Raw genomic sequence first — 16,814 nt, forward strand, 5'->3', positions numbered from 1 at the left:
AACGGTTTGTTTGAGCCCGGGCTGGTTGGTCTGAACGTTTGAGGAGGAGACTGTTCGTGTCGGCACTCAAATCATGACCCATCAAACGGATCTTATTGACCCCGAAAACCTGACGGACTGGGTTCCGGGCAAGGTTCTTTGCGAAAGCAAAGGACTCGCTTGGAAGGACATCTCTCAACGCACCTATCGCTATCACGGGCAGGACGTGGAAATCCCGCCGATGGATGCCTTTATGATCGTCCAGTATCGCAAGGGCAGCACGCCGATGGATCGTGAGTTCGACGGTCATTGGACGCGGACGCAGTGCGCGCCGGGCCATTTCTCGCTGTTGTCGCGATCGATGCAATCGCACTGGAACTGGACTGAGGGGCTGGTTGTCTCCCACCTTTACCTGACGGACGGGTTGATGACCCGTGTGGCCCGCGATGTGCAGGGACAGGATGTCGGGCAGGTCGTTCTGCACGACGTGTTGCAGGGCACCGACCCGGTTGTCAGCCATATCGCCGACCAACTGACGTCCGAGGCCGCGTCGCGCGGCCCCGCCGGATCGCTTTATGCAGAGGCGCTGTCGGTGCAACTGGCCGTGCACCTTCTGCGCAACTACGCGTCGTTTGAAACACGTCCCGCGGCCGGGTCCGCAGGACTGTCGCAATCCGATCTCAACCTGATCGAAGACTATATCGAGGCCCATCTGGGTGAACCTCTTGCGCTGGACGATCTGGCAGAACTGCTGGGAATCGGGGTCTGGACGCTCAACCGTCACCTGCGGGCAAGCGTCGGGAAATCCGCCTATGCCTTTGTGCAGGGCAAACGTGTGGAACGCGCCTGCGCCATGCTGCGCGATCCCAACCGGGCGCTCAAGGACATCTCGGCCGCTTGCGGCTATTCCGATCAGGCCCACATGACGCGCAGTTTCCGCAAGGCAATCGGCGTCACGCCCGGCCAGTACCGCAAAGCCCTGTGATCCGGGCCCTGTCCGGATCGTTCAAAACTTTCCCCTGAAGTGTGCAAGACCGCGCCTGTCCAATCGGTCAGGCTGACAGGGTGTCGCAGGTTCCGGGACTGGGAGGTCCCGCCCCGCGCCACAGCAAGCGACCGCGAGGAGGCGGTCGCGACACTCTGGGAGGAGATCCATGTTAGATTCGACACAAACCGCCATCTGGGCGGACCGGAAAGCTGTGCCTGCTCAACTGGACGCGTTGGTCATCGGCGCTGGCGTGGCGGGATTGTACCAACTGCACCAACTGCGTGAACTGGGGCTAAAGGTCCACGGCTGCGACGCGGCGGGCGACGTTGGCGGCACCTGGTACTGGAACCGCTACCCCGGCGCGAAATTCGACAGCGAAGCCTATATCTACCAGTATCTCTTTGACGAAGGCCTCTACAAAGGCTGGACATGGAGCGAGCGTTTCCCGGCCCAGCCCGAGATCGAGCGCTGGCTACACTACGTCACCGACAGCCTGAACCTGCGCGACAGCCTGTCCTTCTCGACCTCGGTCACCAGCGCCACCTTCAACGAGGACACCGGCCGCTGGACGGTCGAAACCGATCAGGGCGATGTGATCGACACGCAGTACGTTGTCTGCTGCACCGGCATGTTGTCGGCCCCCTTGCAGGATCGGTTCCCCGGGCAGGCCAGCTTCAAGGGGCAAATCGTGCACACGGCCCGTTACCCGCGCGAAGGGCTGGACCTTGCGGGCAAACGCGTGGGCGTGATCGGCACCGGCGCCACCGGCATCCAGGTGATCCAGACCATCGCGCCAGAGGTCGACCAACTGACGGTCTTTGTCCGCACACCGCAGTACGTGCTGCCGATGAAGAACCCGAAATACGGCCCCGAGGAGGCCGCGTGGTACAAGGGACGGTTTGAGGAATTGCGCAGCAACCTGCCGCATCATTTCGCCGGGTTCGAGTATGATTTCGAGAACACCTGGGCCGACCTGACCCCGGACCAGCGCCTCGCCGTTCTGGAAGAGATGCACGCCGATGGATCGCTGAAGCTTTGGCTGGCCTCGTTCGCCGAGATGTTCTTTGACGAGGCGGTCAGCGAGGAAGTGTCGGAATTCGTGCGCGAAAAGATGCGCGCTCGGCTGAAGGACCCGGCGCTGATCGACATCCTTGTGCCCAAGTCCAGCGACTATGGCTTTGGCACCCACCGCGTCCCGCTCGAAAGCGGCTATCTGGAGAGCTATCTGCGCGACAACGTGCAGGCTGTCAGCGTCCGCGACAATGCAATCGCCGAGATCGTCCCCGAAGGCGTGAAGCTGGCCGACGGCACGGTGCATGAACTGGACGTCATAATCATGGCCGTGGGTTTTGACGCGGGCTCTGGCGCGCTGACCCGGATCGACATCACCGGGCGCGACGGCATGACCATCCGCGACGAATGGGCCAAGGACATCCGCACCACGATGGGCCTGATGAAGTATGGCTTCCCCAATTTCTTCATGACGGGCGCGCCCTTGGCGCCTTCGGCGGCGCTGTGCAACATGACCACCTGCCTGCAGCAGCAGACGGAATGGATCACCGGCTGCATCGGCTACATGCGCGACAGCGGTCAGGACGTGATCGAACCCACACGCGAAACAGAGGACGCATGGGTCGCACACCATGACGAGACCGCCAGCGCGAACCTGATCTCGAAAACCGACTCCTGGTACAACGGGGCGAACATCGAGGGCAAACCGCGCCGCGTGCTGTCCTACACGGGTGGTGTCGGCACCTACCGCGCCAAGTGCGAAGAGATCGCCAACAGCGGCTATGCATCCTTCGCAAAGACCCGGGTAAAGGCCCCCCAATCGGCCTGAAACCCCGGACCGGCGCCCGGCAATTCACTCCCCCGAAAGGGCCGGGCGCCCCCCAAGACACAGACGTTACAGGAGCAATTCCATGACACTTCCCTTCAATGCGGACGCAATTCTGAATAACACCGTCTCGGCCGATCCCGGCGTCCCCGGCGTCGTCGCCATGGTCACCGACCGCGACAGCAACATCTACGAAGGCGCGGCCGGTCTGCGCAGCACCGGCGGCGATGCGGCGATGACCACCGACAGCGTCTTTGCCATCTTCTCGACGACCAAGGCGATCACCGCGACCGCCGCCTTGCAACTGGTCGAAGAGGGCAAACTCGACCTCGATGCCCCGGCCAGCAAATACGCCCCCGACATCGGCAAGCTGCAGGTGATCGAGGGCTTCGACTCTGCCGGCGACCCGATCCTGCGCGCGCCCAAACGCGCCGTGACGACGCGCGACCTGCTGCTGCACACAGCCGGTTTCGGCTATGACTTCTTCAGCGAAACCTACAAACGTCTGGCAGAGGAAAAGGGCCAGCCCAGCGTCATCACCGCGTCCAAGGCGTCTCTCATGACGCCGCTTCTCTTCGATCCCGGCGAGGAATGGATGTACGGCACCAACATGGACTGGGCCGGGCAGGTCGTCGAAGGCATCACCGGCAAGCGTCTGGGCGAGGTCTTTCAGACCCGCATCTTTGACCCGCTCGGGATCGAGGACATGACGTTCGAGTTGAACGACACCCTGCGCGCCCGCCTTGCCGGGATGCACGCCCGCGGCGAAGACGGATCGCTGACCCCAATGGAATTCGAACTGCCCGACAAGCCAGAGGTGCACATGGGCGGTCACGGGCTTTATGGCACGGTGGGCGACTACATGCGTTTCATCCGTATGTGGCTGAATGACGGCATGGGCGCGCATGGCTGCGTGCTGAAGCCCGAAACCGTCGCGATGGCTGAACGGAACCACCTGGGCGACAAGAAGATCGGCATGTTGCCGGGCGTCATCCCCAGCCTGTCCAACGACGCCGAGTTCTTTCCCGGCCAGTCGAAATCCTGGGCTTTCAGCTTCATGGTCAACGACGAGGACGCGCCGACAGGCCGCCCGGCGGGGTCGCTTGGGTGGGCGGGGCTGGCGAACCTATTCTACTGGATCGACCGGAAAAACGGCTATGGCGGGTTCTGGGCGACACAAATCCTGCCCTTCGCGGATGCCGTCTCATTTACCGGCTACATGAACTTCGAAAGCGCCTTTTACGCCTCGTTGAGCGCGGCAAAGGCCGCCTGACCACGATGATCGACCGCCGGGAAACCGGCGGTCGGTTTTGCATTTTCAGCGACTTTTCAAATCCTGCCCGGTAACCGCTACTTTAAGAGAGAAGCTGCCCCCTGACTTCAGGAGGGGACAGAGCGTTGTTATCGAACGATGCGCTCAACAGCCCTGAATGAGTTCTGCAGCAATCCGGCGCGCGTCGAGTAGCCAGCGGACAGCGTTGATGCGTTCCGCCGTGGCCTTGGCGAAGCTGCGCAGAGCGAGCAATTCGGAGCCTGCTTCAAGAATACACTGGTCGTGTCACGTATTTGTGCCGCCCCCAGTGCTCGTTTAGGCCACCTGGCGTTCGAAGGCCAAGGGGCTTTTGCCTCCCAATCCTGAATGCCGACGGCGCGGGTTATAGAAGCCGTTGATGTATTGGAAGATGCCCGTCCCGGCCTGTCGGCGGGTCTCCCAGGGGCGCCGCCAGATCAACTCGGCCTTGCCTCTCATCGAGGCCTTCAGGCCGTGCTCGCGCAGGACCTTCTGATCGTCGTGTGAACAGTATTGGCTGCCGCGTGCTGCGCACCTGTGGAAGATACCGTCCCGAGGTGGTGACCGCAGTGTGATGGCCACCTTCAGCGCCCGGATCGCCAGATCGCGTTTCATACGATTGCTCACGGCCCAGCCAAGATCTATGCCCAGAACCTTGCCGCCCATCAGATGCTCCTCTCTCCACCCATGCCCGCAACGATCGGAGCGTTTTGGTGGGAAGGCAGTTTATACGATCATGCCTCCTGCCGGAACCGACCCCAGGTGGATTTTCCGATCCCGATCCGGCAGCGGTGCCGTGAAAAAGGAGCGAAAGATAGAGGCGGGCGTCAAACCGATCTGTCTTGCCCCCTTCGAATCCTGCATGCTACGCCAGATTGGACGGGCTGGAGCGCAAGGGGGCGGTCAATGACCAACGAAATCAATGACGGCGTAACCCTGCAGGATCATGCGGCCTTTTTGGCGGAGGTCCACGATTTTCAGTCCGACATCGAGATCCTTGCCAACAGTGACTTGGTCGGAACCATTCTGGAAACGGTCATGCTGGCCACCGGGATGCGGTTTGCGGCCGTGGCACGCGTGACAGCCGATCGCTGGGTCGCCTGTCGCACCGTTGATGAGACGCAATTCGGCTTGAAGTCCGGAGATGAGATCGAGATCAGATCGACCTTTTGCCAATCCGTGCGCGACACGGCTCAGAAGGTCCTGTTCAACGACTCCGCGACCGATGAGGTCTACGCAAACCATCCCATCGCGTTGAAATTCGGCATCGCCAGTTATGCTTCGCTCCCAATTTACCGCAGCGACGGCAGCTTTTTCGGCACACTCTGCGCCATTGATCGGGAACCGCGTGACGTCAAACATCCGCGCGCGGTGGCGATGCTGGAAATGTTTGCCAGTATCATCGGGCAAAGCCTTGAGACGGTCGAGCGGCTGGAAGCACAGGAACACAATCTGGAGCATGAGCGCCAGATGGTCCAGATTCAGGAAGAGTTTGTTGCCGTTCTGGGCCATGATCTCCGCAATCCGGTGGCCGCCTTCGGCGCGGGTTTGCGCCAACTTGAGCGCGAAGCTCGGTCGGAGCGCGCGCAGGTCATCATACCGCTCATGAAATCCTCGCTGCATCGCATGAACGAGCTGATCGACAACATCATGCTGCACGCCCGCTCCCGTCTTGGACGCGGCATCCGCATTGCGCCCGTCGACGAAGCCCCCCTCGCCGAGGCTCTGGCACATGTGGTCGAAGAAATCCGCGTCACGGTCCCGGATCAGGAGATTGCGCTGGACCTCGCGCTGGACAAACCGGTGCGATGCGACCCGGCCCGGATCGCGCAGGCCGTGTCCAACCTTGTTTCGAATGCGGTCCGGCATGGCACGCAAGGGTATCCGATCGAGGTCCGCGGCAGGACAATAGACGATCACGTGGCCATCATCGTCGCCAACCGGGGCGAGCCCATTCCCGACGATTTGCACGAGGACCTGTTCAGCCCCTTTCGGCGCGGCTCCAACGCCGAAGGCAAAAGCCTTGGACTTGGCCTCGGCCTATATATCGCGGCTTCCATCGCAGAAGCGCATGAAGGCAGCATCGGGGTGGCCTGTGACGACGGGACCACCGTTTTCGAGATCCGTTTGCCGATCTGATCCTGTCCCAGACCTACCACAAATGGTACTCGGCCCGGGAACCGAAAAGCCCCGGCTGGCGGTCCGGCAAGGTCTACTCTGACCTGTCAATCGCAATCGATGCCGCGATAGACGGCACAGGTGTTTTCCTTGCCAATGACATCCTGAGCGAACGAGAGCTTTTTTCGGGTCAGCGTGTTCGCATGGACAAGCGCGCGAACAGGTGCATCTGGTACGAAACCGGGCTGGACAAGAACACCTACGGCTCGTCCGCGTCTTCTTTTTTCAAGAACTGGCCGTTGGAACAGGCGAAATACCCACGGGATCCGCATCTTGTGACGGTTTGACGGGATGCAGGAGCTGTATCCCAATGTGGAAGTCAGTGGAGGGCTCTTCGCATTTGACAACAACCGGATATTTCGCTGCGGTGGTGCCGCGTCGGCGGATTTCGCGAGCTTATCACCAAGGCCCACCCACGGAGATGCTTCGGCCAATTCCGCCGCGCGCTACATCTTTCATGAAAACCTTGGGCCGCAGGGTAACATGCAAAACCCGGCGTTGGCAGAGCCAATGAGATATCTCGCACTCGATGCGGCGGAACGGTTTTACACATCTGTCGGCAAGGTCACGGTCCGGCGAAGAAGGAATAGAACGGCCACGTCGCCAACCGCCTTCAGGCCGCGATAAAGGCTGCGCCCGAACCATCTCATTATTCACATAATCATAATTATCAGCAACAATTGTGTACACAGGCACATTCTATACTGCGTTGCGACAGAAGCTCTATCCTGCTGGAAAGCAACGAGAACAAGATTGGCTGCGCCTCGGCGACGATCTCCATCGCCAGAAAGCGGGGCTCCTCCCAAGGCGACGGCACCGCCGCAGTATCCGGCGCGAACCGGGGATCGCGCAGCCACTTGAAGATAAGGTTGGCGTTCACGGCGTAGCACCGCGCTACCTGCGCCGCCGAAACGCCGGGCGCAGTCGTCTGGAAACAGATCGACCGCTTCTCCTCATCCGTCCATAGCCGCTTCTTTCGCCGCGCCACGCCATCACCACAGTGTCCACTATCGATGGTGGACACTATCCCCCACTCCACCCTACGGCAGGGCAGTCAGACCACACGCTTACGACCCCTGAAAGCATCGTCCCGATAGACCTGTGGCCAACGATGCACTAACAATCAAACCGGACCATCCGATGGGGGCACGCCAGTATTGTGTGGCGGGACTGAGACCGTGCTGGTTTTCAGCTAAACTCATTTTCGACGAGCCGGTTGAAGTCGAAGATGGAATTGAAGTCATACTCGGACTGACCTTCGTATTTGTCCTGCATGTACTCGTTCCATTCATCGTACTCTTCGGCGGAGATGCGGCGCTCCGCACGATCTTGTGGTCTTTCTGACGTCTTCCACGCGAAGTAACTGCCATCATCACGCTGCACGACGTACCCACATTCGTAGTATGGGCCCCACAGGTAGTTCAGCGCGTACACAAGCTTGCCGACCTTGGCCTCTTCCGGCGTTTCGTCGATATCGGACGCCATGGAAACAGCCTCATCGTAGCTGATCTTGCCGTCAAGCAGCCTGTCAATGATGGCAAGTCCCTCGGCTGTGGTCTTGTGCTCGTAGAGATCCATGGCGTCGCTGGCGCTCCACCCCATTTGGGTGAAATCGTATTCACCCTTATCGTCGCACTGATAGTACATCTCGGCATTCTCGTAGATGCAGTCCAGTAGAAGTTTTGCGTTTGTCACGATAATTTCCTTTCGTTTCTGAAGCACCATGCTTCAGTGCCGAAGAGATGGTTCCGAAGCGGCAGATCAAAAAAAAAATCCGAGATTTTCCGGCGATGATCGTCGACAGTACTTGCCAGCCCGGGGTGTTCATGACCGTCACGGACCAGCCGAACGACTAAGGTCCCCTCGCAGCGCCCGGTAGTGGTTGTCGTCGTACTGACCTGCTAAACGCATTACGGGTCAGCGTCTCCGCGCTCGGGAAAATGTGATACCCTTGTGTGACTAACCGCGAACGGACTCCAGGACCTCCCGATGCCGCCTTTCTGACCATTGATCCAGCGCAAGGCGGGCAGGTCATGAAACGCTTCATATCGCGGGATTGCCTTGCCGCGCATTTTTAGGCACCCAAAAACGCAGCACAAAACACGATAGAAGCCCGAACAATGTCACATGACCAGAACACCTCCGCTGATCTCCCGTTGGAGGATACAGGTCTGACAAAGGCCGAATTGGCGGGCACCCCGAAAAACAACGGCTGGTCGCGCCTGCTTTTGATCCCGCTGTTCATGTTCACTCTATTCACCGGGGCCGTGATCGGCATGTATTTTCAGCCGCCGGGGCTAAGGGTCTTTTTCAATACGACGGGATTGCAGCCCGGTGCAGGCACCGACACGCCGATTGCCGTGGCGATCAAGCAGGTCGCGGAACAGGAGCAGATAGCGGTAATCAGCGAAGGTGACGTGGTCGCCTTGGGGCGGATTATCCCACGCGGTGACGTCATCAGCGTCGCAACGCCCTCCGGCGCAGGCGACGCGCGGATTGCTGAATTGCGGGTTTCGGTCGGCGATGAGGTTGCAGCGGGCGACATTCTCGCCGTTCTCGACAACCTGCCCCAACTCGAAAGCGCCGTGACCTCGGCACGGGCAGACGTGCGGGTGCGTGAGGCCAGCCTTGCCCAGACACGCGCCTCCAACACCGCCAGCCGCGCCGAGGCGCAGGCCTCGCTTGACCGGGCGCAGGCCGCCTCTGATGTCGCCCAGTCAGAACTCGCCCGTGTCACCACCCTGTTCGAACGGGGCGTGACAACTCGCGCGGTTTTCGATCAAACCCTCGCCGCAGCCACGCAAACCACGCTCGACGTCGAACGTGCGCGGGCCACGCTTTCGCGCTACACAACGCAATCTGAAGTTGTGCAGGCCGATATCGCCGTGGCAGAGGCCAATCTGGACGCCGCTCGCGCCGCCCTTGCCAGCGCGGAACAGAACCTTGAACGCGCCTATGTGCGCGCCCCTGACCGAGGCAAAGTTCTGGACATAAACGTGCGCGCGGGGGAACGTCCCGGCTCGGCGGGTATCATCAACCTTGGCGATACCTCGCAAATGACGGTCGAGGCCGAGGTTTATCAAACCATGATCGGGCGTGTCACAATCGGCGATCCCGTGACAGTCAGCGCCGACGCACTGGCAGTGGATCTGACCGGCACAGTCACGGCGATCGGGCTTGAGATTGGGCGCCAATCCATAACCTCGAACGATCCGGCTGCCAACACCGATGCCCGCGTTGTCGATGTCATCGTGACCCTTGATGCGGTCTCTTCACCCATTGCCGCGCGGTTCACCAACCTTGAGGCCGTCGTACGGATCGACGCCGGCCGCACCCCATGAGCCATCTTCTCACCGTTCTGTTTGGCCGCCTGCCCATCGGCTGGCTGCAACTGACCCACAGCCGAGGCCGGTTCCTTGCCGCCGTGGCCGGGGTGGCTTTTGCCAACCTTCTGGTGTTCATGCAGCTTGGCATCATGGGCGCGCTGAACAACTCGACGGTGGCGCCCTATGCGATGCTGAACGCCGATATCATCCTGTCGTCCGAGGACGGCAACACCCTGACGGACGGGGGGCATATCCCGCGCGCACGCATGTTTCAGGCGCTTGGGGTGGCGGGCGTCGTCGATGCCACGCCCCTGTTCATCGGCAACCTGCCCTTCACGCTGGAGGACGGGTCGTCGGTCTCCCTGCTCAGCTTTGGCATGGATGTGGCCAAGCCGTTTTTCGCAAGCCCCGAAATTGCGGCCTCTCTCGACAGGCTGACTCTCGAAAACACCGCCCTTCTGGACGAAGGCACACGAGGCATGCCCACAACCGTCATTGCCGAACTCATGAACGGCGGGCGTTTCAGCTTTGAGACCGGCGGCAATACCCTGACCGCAATCGGGACCATGGATGTGGGCGGCGGTTTTTTGGCCGACGGGATGATGATCATGTCCGACCAGACCTTTCTGCGCGTGTTTCCCAAACGCACCAGCGGCGCGCCCAATCACATCCTGATCCGCACTGCGGATGCGGTTTCACAGGATGCCGTGGTTGCCCGCCTGCAAGATGCCTTGCCCGCCGGCAATCTTCGCATCCAGACCATGGCAGGGTCAGCCGCCAACGATCTGGCCTTCATGGCAACCGAGCGGCCAACCGGCATCATCTTTGGTTTTGGCGTCTTCATGGGCATTCTCGTCGGATTGGTCATCGTCTATCAAGTTCTGTCCACAGACGTCGCTGACCACCTGCGCGAATACGCCACCTTCAAGGCCATGGGCTATGGCCAGCCGTTCTTTCTGGGCATTGTCTTTGAAGAGGCGATGATCCTGGCGGTTTTCGGCTTTATCCCGGGGTTCATAGTCTCATTGGGGCTTTACGGCGGGCTGGTGTCTGTCACCGGGCTGCCTGTCGCGATGGATGCCAGCCGCGCGATCCTCGTGTTCCTTGGCACGCTTGCGGCCTGCAGCCTGTCCGGCGCGATTGCCACGCGCCGGTTGGCCAATGCCGATCCGGCGGACCTGTTTTGATGCGCGATGCCCCCATCACCACGCGCGGGCTGAACCACTTTTTCGGCAAGGGCGAAACCCGCAAACAGGCCCTCTTTGACATCACGCTCAACATCGGCCGGGGCAGCCTCACCGTATTGATGGGACCGTCGGGGTCGGGCAAGACCACGCTTCTGACGTTGATCGGGGCCCTGCGCGCCGTGACCGACGGTGACGCGCGTGTGCTTGGCCAGCAGTTGAACAGCGCGGATGAGGCGACGCTGGTCGCTTTGCGCCGCCGGCTTGGCTTCATCTTCCAGGCGCATAACCTGCACGAAAGCCTGACCGCGACGCAAAACGTGTTGATGGGGCTGCAGGTGCATGGGGGCGGCAACGCCCGGAAACAGCGCGTTGCAGCGCACCACGTTCTTGCCCTGCTTGGCCTTGCGGATCGGCGCGACTACCTGCCCGGCAACCTGTCCGGCGGACAAAAACAGCGGGTCGCCGTGGCACGTGCGCTGGTCTCGAACCCCGAAATCGTTCTGGCCGACGAACCCACCGCCGCCCTGGACAAGGAGTCAGGGCATACGGTTGTTCAGATGCTGAAGAACCTCGGAAAGGCACGCGGCACGACAACCGTGATGGTCACACATGATCCCCGCATCCTCGAAATGGCCGACAGGATCATCACTCTGGAAGACGGGCGGATCACCGCGGACACCTTGCAGTCTTGAGGATCACGGATCGCGGGTCACTATGCGCCGTCATTTCAGAACCGTTGCGCAGAGATGCAGGGCCACCCGGCAGATGCGCCGGATGGCCACTTTTGTCAGACACGGTTCAGAGAAAGGTCAAACCGACCGCAATTATGATCCCCGACAGGATCAGGTGCACGACGCAAAAACCCATGATGTCCTTGGCGCGCAGGCCCGCGATCCCCAGGATCGGCAGCGCCCAGAACGGCTGCACCATGTTGGTCCAGGCATCCCCCCAGGCCACCGCCATGGATGTGCGGGCAATATCCGCGCCCAAGGCCTGTGCCGCCGGCAGGATCACCGGGGCCTGCACCGCCCATTGTCCGCCGCCCGAGGGCACGAAAAAGTTCACGATCCCCGCGGAGATGAAGGACCAGAACGGCAGGCTCGTGGCCGACGCCAACCCGACCAATTGCTGCGAGATGCTCGCAGCCAGTCCGGACTGCACCATGATTGCCATGATCCCTGCATAGAACGGGAACTGGATCACGATGCCAGCGCCGCCCTTGACTGCGTCGGTCAGCGCGTTCAGCAGGTTCTTGGGCGTACCATGCAGCAGGATCGCCAGCGTCAGGAACAGAAAGTTGATGACGTTCAGTGACAGCCCTCCGCCTGTCGCGAAATACTGGATCAGCCAGGCGGCACCGGCCGCGCCCACCAGCACCGACAGGACCATGCTGTTTTCCAGCCGCTCGGCCGGGGTGGGGCTTTCCGGTTTCGGGCGGTCGTCTTCCTTCAGCAAGGCGGGGTCGACGTAGACGGCCTCATCCTCACGCGGCATCATCGCCCGGTTGACCAGCGGCACGGCGATGAACAGCGCCGCCACGATGATCAGGTTGAAGGTGGAAAAGATGGTGTCGGAGGTGGGGATCACGCCGGTGATCTCGGCAAAGGGGTGCCCCTCGGTCGCAACGGACAGCGGAACCGACCCCGCCAACCCACCGTGCCAGACAATAAAACCGGAATAGGCCGAGGCGACGAGCAGGCGGTAATCCACCTTGATCGTGCGCGCCAGTTCCCGCGCGAACAGCGCCCCCACCACAAGGCCGAAACCCCAGTTGATCCAGGACGCCGCCAGCGACACCACGCTGACCAGCAGGATTGCGCCGCCCGCGCTGTTGGCCATGCCGGCCAACGCGGACAACCCGCGCCGCACCAGCGGGGTCGAGGCCATCATGTAGCCGGTGACCAGCACCAGCAGCATCTGCATCGAGAACGTGAGCAGCGACCAGAACCCGTCACCCCAGTAGGTTACGACCTCCAGCGGGCCGGTGCCTTGCGTCAGCACCGCGGCCAGTCCTGCGACCAGAGTCAGAACCAAAACAAACACAAATGGATCGGGCAGATAACGGTCCACGATCCGCACCATAGGGCGTGAGATGAAACCGAGCATGAAGCTCTCCTTGATGTTATGAAACCGCACAATTCTTCGGCGAGTACCTGTGCGGATACGCCCTTGAGCGGTCCGAACTCAAGGGGTCGCCATCGACTTAGACAGCATTATCGACCCGCACGTCGGGCATCGGCACGCGATGACGAAACCGATGTACAAATCCGCAGACAGACCCAACCCAATGCACGCCGCAATTCAGGGCGCCGGGGGCGACGGCCGTGCGCTGATCGTGACCTCAGGCGGGCTGATCGGGATGGCGATGCGGATCATAATGTGGTTGGACATCCCGGCAATGGCTCTGTCGAACCCTTAAATACGAGTGCGTCTACCTGCACGCCTGGGTGACGGGGTCGCAGGCAAAAGCGGCCATCCGGAAATGGATGACCTTCTACAACCAACAGCGTCCTCACTCAGCCCTCGGCGGCAAGTCACCGGCGCTGGTCTATTGGCAGAGAAATGATATCAACCAACCCGATCAGCATGTGCAATGGGTAGCTTAAATTACGCCAGATCCTGTCCAACAGATGGCGAGTAGCTCACTTATCTCGGGAAGCTGGCCTCAGGAAACTTTTTTGAGGATTTTTTCGATCTCGGCAAACTGCTCCATTCGCTAATGACCGCTTGGGCAAGGGCCCGTTTTTTTCAGAGACTTGATCAGTCGCTTGACGTGCAGTGCAGGCACTTCGAACAGGTTCGCCACATGCTCAGCGGAACGACCATGCTTGTTCTGGCTCATCGGGAACGCGCGGCTCGGTTCCCGGATGCCTTAACAGCAAGCGCACTTCTCGGACAGGTAGAAGCGCCCGGCGGAGTCGAACTTGCCAGCGGGATGGTGAAGACCCGTTTGCCGGGCGTAGGTTTCCCATGCGGCCTCAATTGCTGTTTTGGAATAACCGCGCTCGACGGCGATTGTTGCGACGAGATCTTTCGTCACAATGAACTCCAGTGATTCGGAAGCCCTGTGTAGTTGTCGTGGCGCCGAGCTCCTGGTGTGGTCAGGGTGGGCGCCGGCTGGATTTGCCCACCGGCACTTGTTCAACCACTTGTTCAACGGCTTACGGTAACCGAGCAGAAACGGCTCCAGTTCTTTTCTCAGCCGCCTGCACGGCGGCTCAGGTTCGAGGAAGCGGGGCGGCGGCATTGGCGTGTCACCGAGGCGCCACCGCCCCCCTTCTCAACCGCCTGTTCGGCGGCTCACTCACTGCGCTTCCAGGAAATGCTGTCACCGGCAAAAAGCGGAAACGGTTTTCCCAGTTTTTTTCTCAGCCGCCTACACGGCGGCTCAAACGCAAGGTTGGGTGTCCGGGTTGAGGCCATCTGGCCCGTATTCCTTCGTCGTAAGAGGGAAGTGGACCCGTTGTTGAAATCGCAAAACGGATTTTGAAAGTTTTTTTTCGGGTTCGCTGAGACGAGTAACGGCGCTCAAGGCGGAGGTCGCCGCGGCCCAGAGCACAGCTTGAAAGCAGAGGTTGAGGGATAGCCTGACTCAACAACCCTGTTTGAAAATGAGGGCAGCGAACACGTCATGTTGCGCGAAGCGCTGCCCCCTGTCTCAAGGACGGGGGACAGCGCATTGTTTGGCCGCGGCACTCAGCAGCTTTCGAGCAATTCCGCCGCGATCCGCTGGGCATCGAGAAACCAGCGGACTGCATTGATGCTTTCTGCCAGAGCCAAGGCGAGGGCGCGCAGTGCGAGCAACTCGGAGCCTGTTTCCGAGTGCTCGTGCTCTATGCGCGGCGGTGCGATACCGTAGTCGTCCTGCACGCAAACGGTCCGGCGTTCAGTCTGAGCTGCCCGGTTCAGATCTTCTGCAAATCGCAGAAGTGCATGAACGGTCATCGAGTCAAAGAACGTCTTGTGACCTATCTCGGCAGAGATTTCCCTGGCAGCGCGCGCGATCGCCCCTTGAAGGAAGCCGGTTTCGAGGCCGGCTTCGATCCCTCTTCTCAGTTTTTCTGCTTCGCACAGCGAAGCTTCGATTCGCTCGATCAGTTTTTCGTCTGCCCGTAAGTTGCTCATGCGCAGGCCTCCGCGTCGACAGTTTCGATCGCGTCGGAAAGAGCGTCGGTGAGTTGGCAGATCTCAGCGATGTAAGGCGCTTCCAGATCAAGCTCGCCGAAGTGCCAAGACTCTGGCCGATCGAAATCATGAACGTGTTCGAGACTGAGCAGACCGTACAGCGCATGTGCCTCCTGTCGGGTTTTCCGCGTCAGGCGCGGCTCCCGCGACAGTGCATCGATGAGGCGTTGCGTGCGCTTGAGCCACGCAGGGCCGCCCAGGAGGAGCGATGCATTCTGCAGTGCCTCGCCGCGCTCATGAACGAAGAGGTGAAGAGCGGTGGGAGTGGAAGGAAAGTCAAACATATTTTTCTTACTTCTTATGCCGTCCGCGAGATGCGGGCGGTGACAACACTTTGCCTTCCGTCTGTTGGTTTTATTGGGTAATTTCCGTGGTTTGTTTCCTCCTTTTCTTGTGTGGTGTTGCCGTTTGTTTGTTGCGGCTCTCGCAAAGAAGAGCTGCGAAAAACAAACGTCAAACCCGCACGTCCTTTTCCTACCCCTTTCTTTATTTCCGTGGTGCCCGCTGGCTCCGCGCCACCCTCCGGCGCGCTCGCCTTGTTCTTGGGTCGACGCAGCGGACACGGCTGGAGTTGAAGCCATTGGCGGCTTTGGGTGCCGGTTGGCGGAAGTTGAGGCGGAGTGCGGAAAAAGTTGAGAACGTGTCCAATTCACCCCGTGGGGATGATTGTCAGGCGTTTTCAAAACCCTTCGGAAATCAAGGAATTTCCGGCGGGGAACGGCGGTATGCGCCGCTGATTGCATGGCCAACTCACAGCTGCAATTCCGCATCAACGCTGCGCTGTCGTTCGATCATTTCCACGAAGTCCTGGGCGGCTGCCAGGCCCGTGGAGTGATCGTAATGACGTTGAACGGTTTTTTCGCTCCGATGGCCGAGCAAGGCCATTGCGGCGCGGCCGCCAGACGCCAGGTGCTCGCTGGCCTCGGTCGCGACGTTGTCCCGCACTCGATGGATCGACACCCGTACGCCGAAGGCGCGTTCGGTCAGATTCCCGGTGAGACGGCCAATTTGGCCTTCGCTGATCGCGGCACCCCGTGCGAGCACGGACGGAAATAGAAAGTCACCATGGTCGAACAACGGCCGGAAAGCGTGCCTGTATTCCAGAATGGCCGAGGCAAGCTTCTGGCTGACCAAGGTCCTGTCGAACGGCTCACCTTGTTTTCGATCTTCGGGCCGTTTCAACATGTGGGCAGGTATCTGCACATGAATCATGTCGGTCCCCGTCAGATGGAGTGTTTGACCGAAGGCAAGCGCCGACAGCGCGCGAGCCCGTTGAGGCAGGGCTGCGGCGAGAGACAGCAGGATGCCGTTCCGGAAATCCCGAGCGGCGTGGAGCCCTCGCAACCGGCTCTCCCGGGCTTTCTGCATCAGCGCGAAACCGAGCTCGTATATCCGTGATGCCCCTACGAGTTGGGCGCCAGTTTTGGTGGTGGCCCCTTCCAACTCCGCGCGCGCCCGCCAATGGCAATCCACGAAGGTACAGGCTTGCGATGAAAACTCCGGCTCGACAACGGCCATGCCTGCCAGGATACGGCCGATGTAATCCGATGCCGTCCTCGCCGAGGCGCGCTCTGCAACCTTGGCGGCATAGCTGTTAAGAGTGCCGCCGGTTGGTCGAAGGGGAATGTCATGCCCGGCGCAATGGTTCGCCCAAGCGACCAACGCCCGGATCACGTTCGATGTATGAGCTGCACTCCACAGGGCCTGTCCTTTCCGGCGCGCGCCCGTCTTTGAGACCGTGATCCGTGCGGCCATGGGCGGCTGCCAAGGCACTGGAAGTTCGGCGAGACGCATTTCCGCCTTTTCCCATGCCGTCCGACAGGGAGGTTTCTGAGTGACCCGA

Annotated in this window: 14 protein-coding genes and 3 pseudogenes; 10 read left to right on the forward strand and 7 right to left on the reverse strand. The window is 60.6% G+C overall.

The features are described 5' to 3' along the window. The first annotated feature begins 73 nt into the window (after positions 1–73). From ACTXGA_RS20190 to acmB, 3 genes are all read left to right on the forward strand, one after another. On the forward strand, positions 74–964 hold the full coding sequence (locus ACTXGA_RS20190; protein ID WP_443396442.1) for an AraC family transcriptional regulator: 891 nt from the start codon (positions 74–76) through the stop codon (positions 962–964). 169 nt (positions 965–1,133) lie between these two features. Beyond that, entirely contained in the window at positions 1,134–2,807 is a 1,674-nt protein-coding gene (locus tag ACTXGA_RS20195; RefSeq protein WP_443396443.1) for a flavin-containing monooxygenase, read from the forward strand. An 82-nt stretch (positions 2,808–2,889) separates the two neighbouring features. Then, on the forward strand, positions 2,890–4,077 hold the full coding sequence (acmB, locus tag ACTXGA_RS20200; RefSeq protein WP_443396444.1) for a methyl acetate hydrolase AcmB: 1,188 nt from the start codon (positions 2,890–2,892) through the stop codon (positions 4,075–4,077). Positions 4,078–4,392: 315 nt separating this feature from the next. Here acmB and ACTXGA_RS20205 read toward each other — a convergent pair. Further along, positions 4,393–4,734: pseudogene (locus ACTXGA_RS20205) on the reverse strand (IS3 family transposase); the annotation flags it as partial. Between the two features lie 267 nt (positions 4,735–5,001). On the opposite strand from ACTXGA_RS20205, the gene ACTXGA_RS20210 reads away from it, so the two are divergent. Further along, positions 5,002–6,234, forward strand: coding sequence for a GAF domain-containing sensor histidine kinase (locus ACTXGA_RS20210; protein WP_443396445.1), 1,233 nt, complete (start codon positions 5,002–5,004; stop codon positions 6,232–6,234). 182 nt (positions 6,235–6,416) lie between these two features. Then, the gene (locus tag ACTXGA_RS20215; protein WP_443396446.1) at positions 6,417–6,560 is read left to right on the forward strand and encodes a hypothetical protein; all 144 of its coding nucleotides are present in this window, start codon (positions 6,417–6,419) and stop codon (positions 6,558–6,560) included. Between the two features lie 383 nt (positions 6,561–6,943). Here the strand turns inward: ACTXGA_RS20215 and ACTXGA_RS20220 are convergent, their stop codons facing one another. Further along, a complete protein-coding gene (locus tag ACTXGA_RS20220; protein ID WP_443396447.1) occupies positions 6,944–7,297 on the reverse strand; it encodes a transposase in 354 nt (117 codons plus the stop codon). 164 nt (positions 7,298–7,461) lie between these two features. Continuing rightward, on the reverse strand, positions 7,462–7,968 hold the full coding sequence (locus ACTXGA_RS20225; RefSeq protein WP_443396448.1) for a hypothetical protein: 507 nt from the start codon (positions 7,966–7,968) through the stop codon (positions 7,462–7,464). 425 nt (positions 7,969–8,393) lie between these two features. Between ACTXGA_RS20225 and ACTXGA_RS20230 the strand changes: the two genes are divergently transcribed. From ACTXGA_RS20230 to ACTXGA_RS20240, 3 genes are read left to right on the forward strand one after another with little or no spacing between them, the layout of a single operon-like run. Next, positions 8,394–9,614, forward strand: a complete 1,221-nt coding sequence (locus tag ACTXGA_RS20230) for an efflux RND transporter periplasmic adaptor subunit (RefSeq protein WP_443396449.1) — start codon at positions 8,394–8,396, stop codon at positions 9,612–9,614. Next, positions 9,611–10,786: an FtsX-like permease family protein gene (locus ACTXGA_RS20235; RefSeq protein ID WP_443396450.1), complete on the forward strand. Its 1,176-nt coding sequence runs from the start codon at positions 9,611–9,613 to the stop codon at positions 10,784–10,786. The genes ACTXGA_RS20230 and ACTXGA_RS20235 overlap by 4 nt, the downstream gene beginning before the upstream one ends. Further along, a complete protein-coding gene (locus ACTXGA_RS20240) occupies positions 10,786–11,478 on the forward strand; it encodes an ATP-binding cassette domain-containing protein (protein WP_443396451.1) in 693 nt (230 codons plus the stop codon). The genes ACTXGA_RS20235 and ACTXGA_RS20240 overlap by 1 nt, the downstream gene beginning before the upstream one ends. Before the next feature lie 106 nt (positions 11,479–11,584). On the opposite strand, the gene ACTXGA_RS20245 is transcribed toward ACTXGA_RS20240, so the two are convergent. Further along, positions 11,585–12,892 carry a short-chain fatty acid transporter gene (locus ACTXGA_RS20245; RefSeq protein WP_443396452.1) on the reverse strand — a complete coding sequence of 436 codons (1,308 nt, stop codon included), beginning with the start codon at positions 12,890–12,892 and terminating at the stop codon, positions 11,585–11,587. A 202-nt stretch (positions 12,893–13,094) separates the two neighbouring features. Between ACTXGA_RS20245 and ACTXGA_RS20250 the strand changes: the two are divergent. Continuing rightward, positions 13,095–13,190, forward strand: a pseudogene (locus tag ACTXGA_RS20250) (histidine phosphatase family protein); the annotation flags it as partial. Next, positions 13,189–13,392: pseudogene (locus ACTXGA_RS20255) on the forward strand (integrase core domain-containing protein); the annotation flags it as partial. The pseudogenes ACTXGA_RS20250 and ACTXGA_RS20255, both read left to right, overlap by 2 nt. Positions 13,393–14,482: 1,090 nt before the next feature. Here the strand turns inward: ACTXGA_RS20255 and ACTXGA_RS20260 are convergent. The 3 genes from ACTXGA_RS20260 to ACTXGA_RS20270 all read right to left on the reverse strand — a co-directional run. Next, the gene (locus tag ACTXGA_RS20260; RefSeq protein WP_443396453.1) at positions 14,483–14,911 is read right to left on the reverse strand and encodes a hypothetical protein; all 429 of its coding nucleotides are present in this window, start codon (positions 14,909–14,911) and stop codon (positions 14,483–14,485) included. Next, a complete protein-coding gene (locus ACTXGA_RS20265; protein ID WP_443396454.1) occupies positions 14,908–15,255 on the reverse strand; it encodes a hypothetical protein in 348 nt (115 codons plus the stop codon). Before ACTXGA_RS20265 ends, ACTXGA_RS20260 begins: the two co-directional genes overlap by 4 nt. 466 nt (positions 15,256–15,721) lie before the next feature. Further along, positions 15,722–16,814 (reverse strand): site-specific integrase (locus tag ACTXGA_RS20270; protein ID WP_443396455.1); only part of this gene is annotated, 1,093 nt, incomplete at its 5' end.

It is taken from the genome of Antarctobacter jejuensis (assembly GCF_052266595.1).
Classification (GTDB): Bacteria; Pseudomonadota; Alphaproteobacteria; order Rhodobacterales; family Rhodobacteraceae; genus Antarctobacter; species Antarctobacter jejuensis.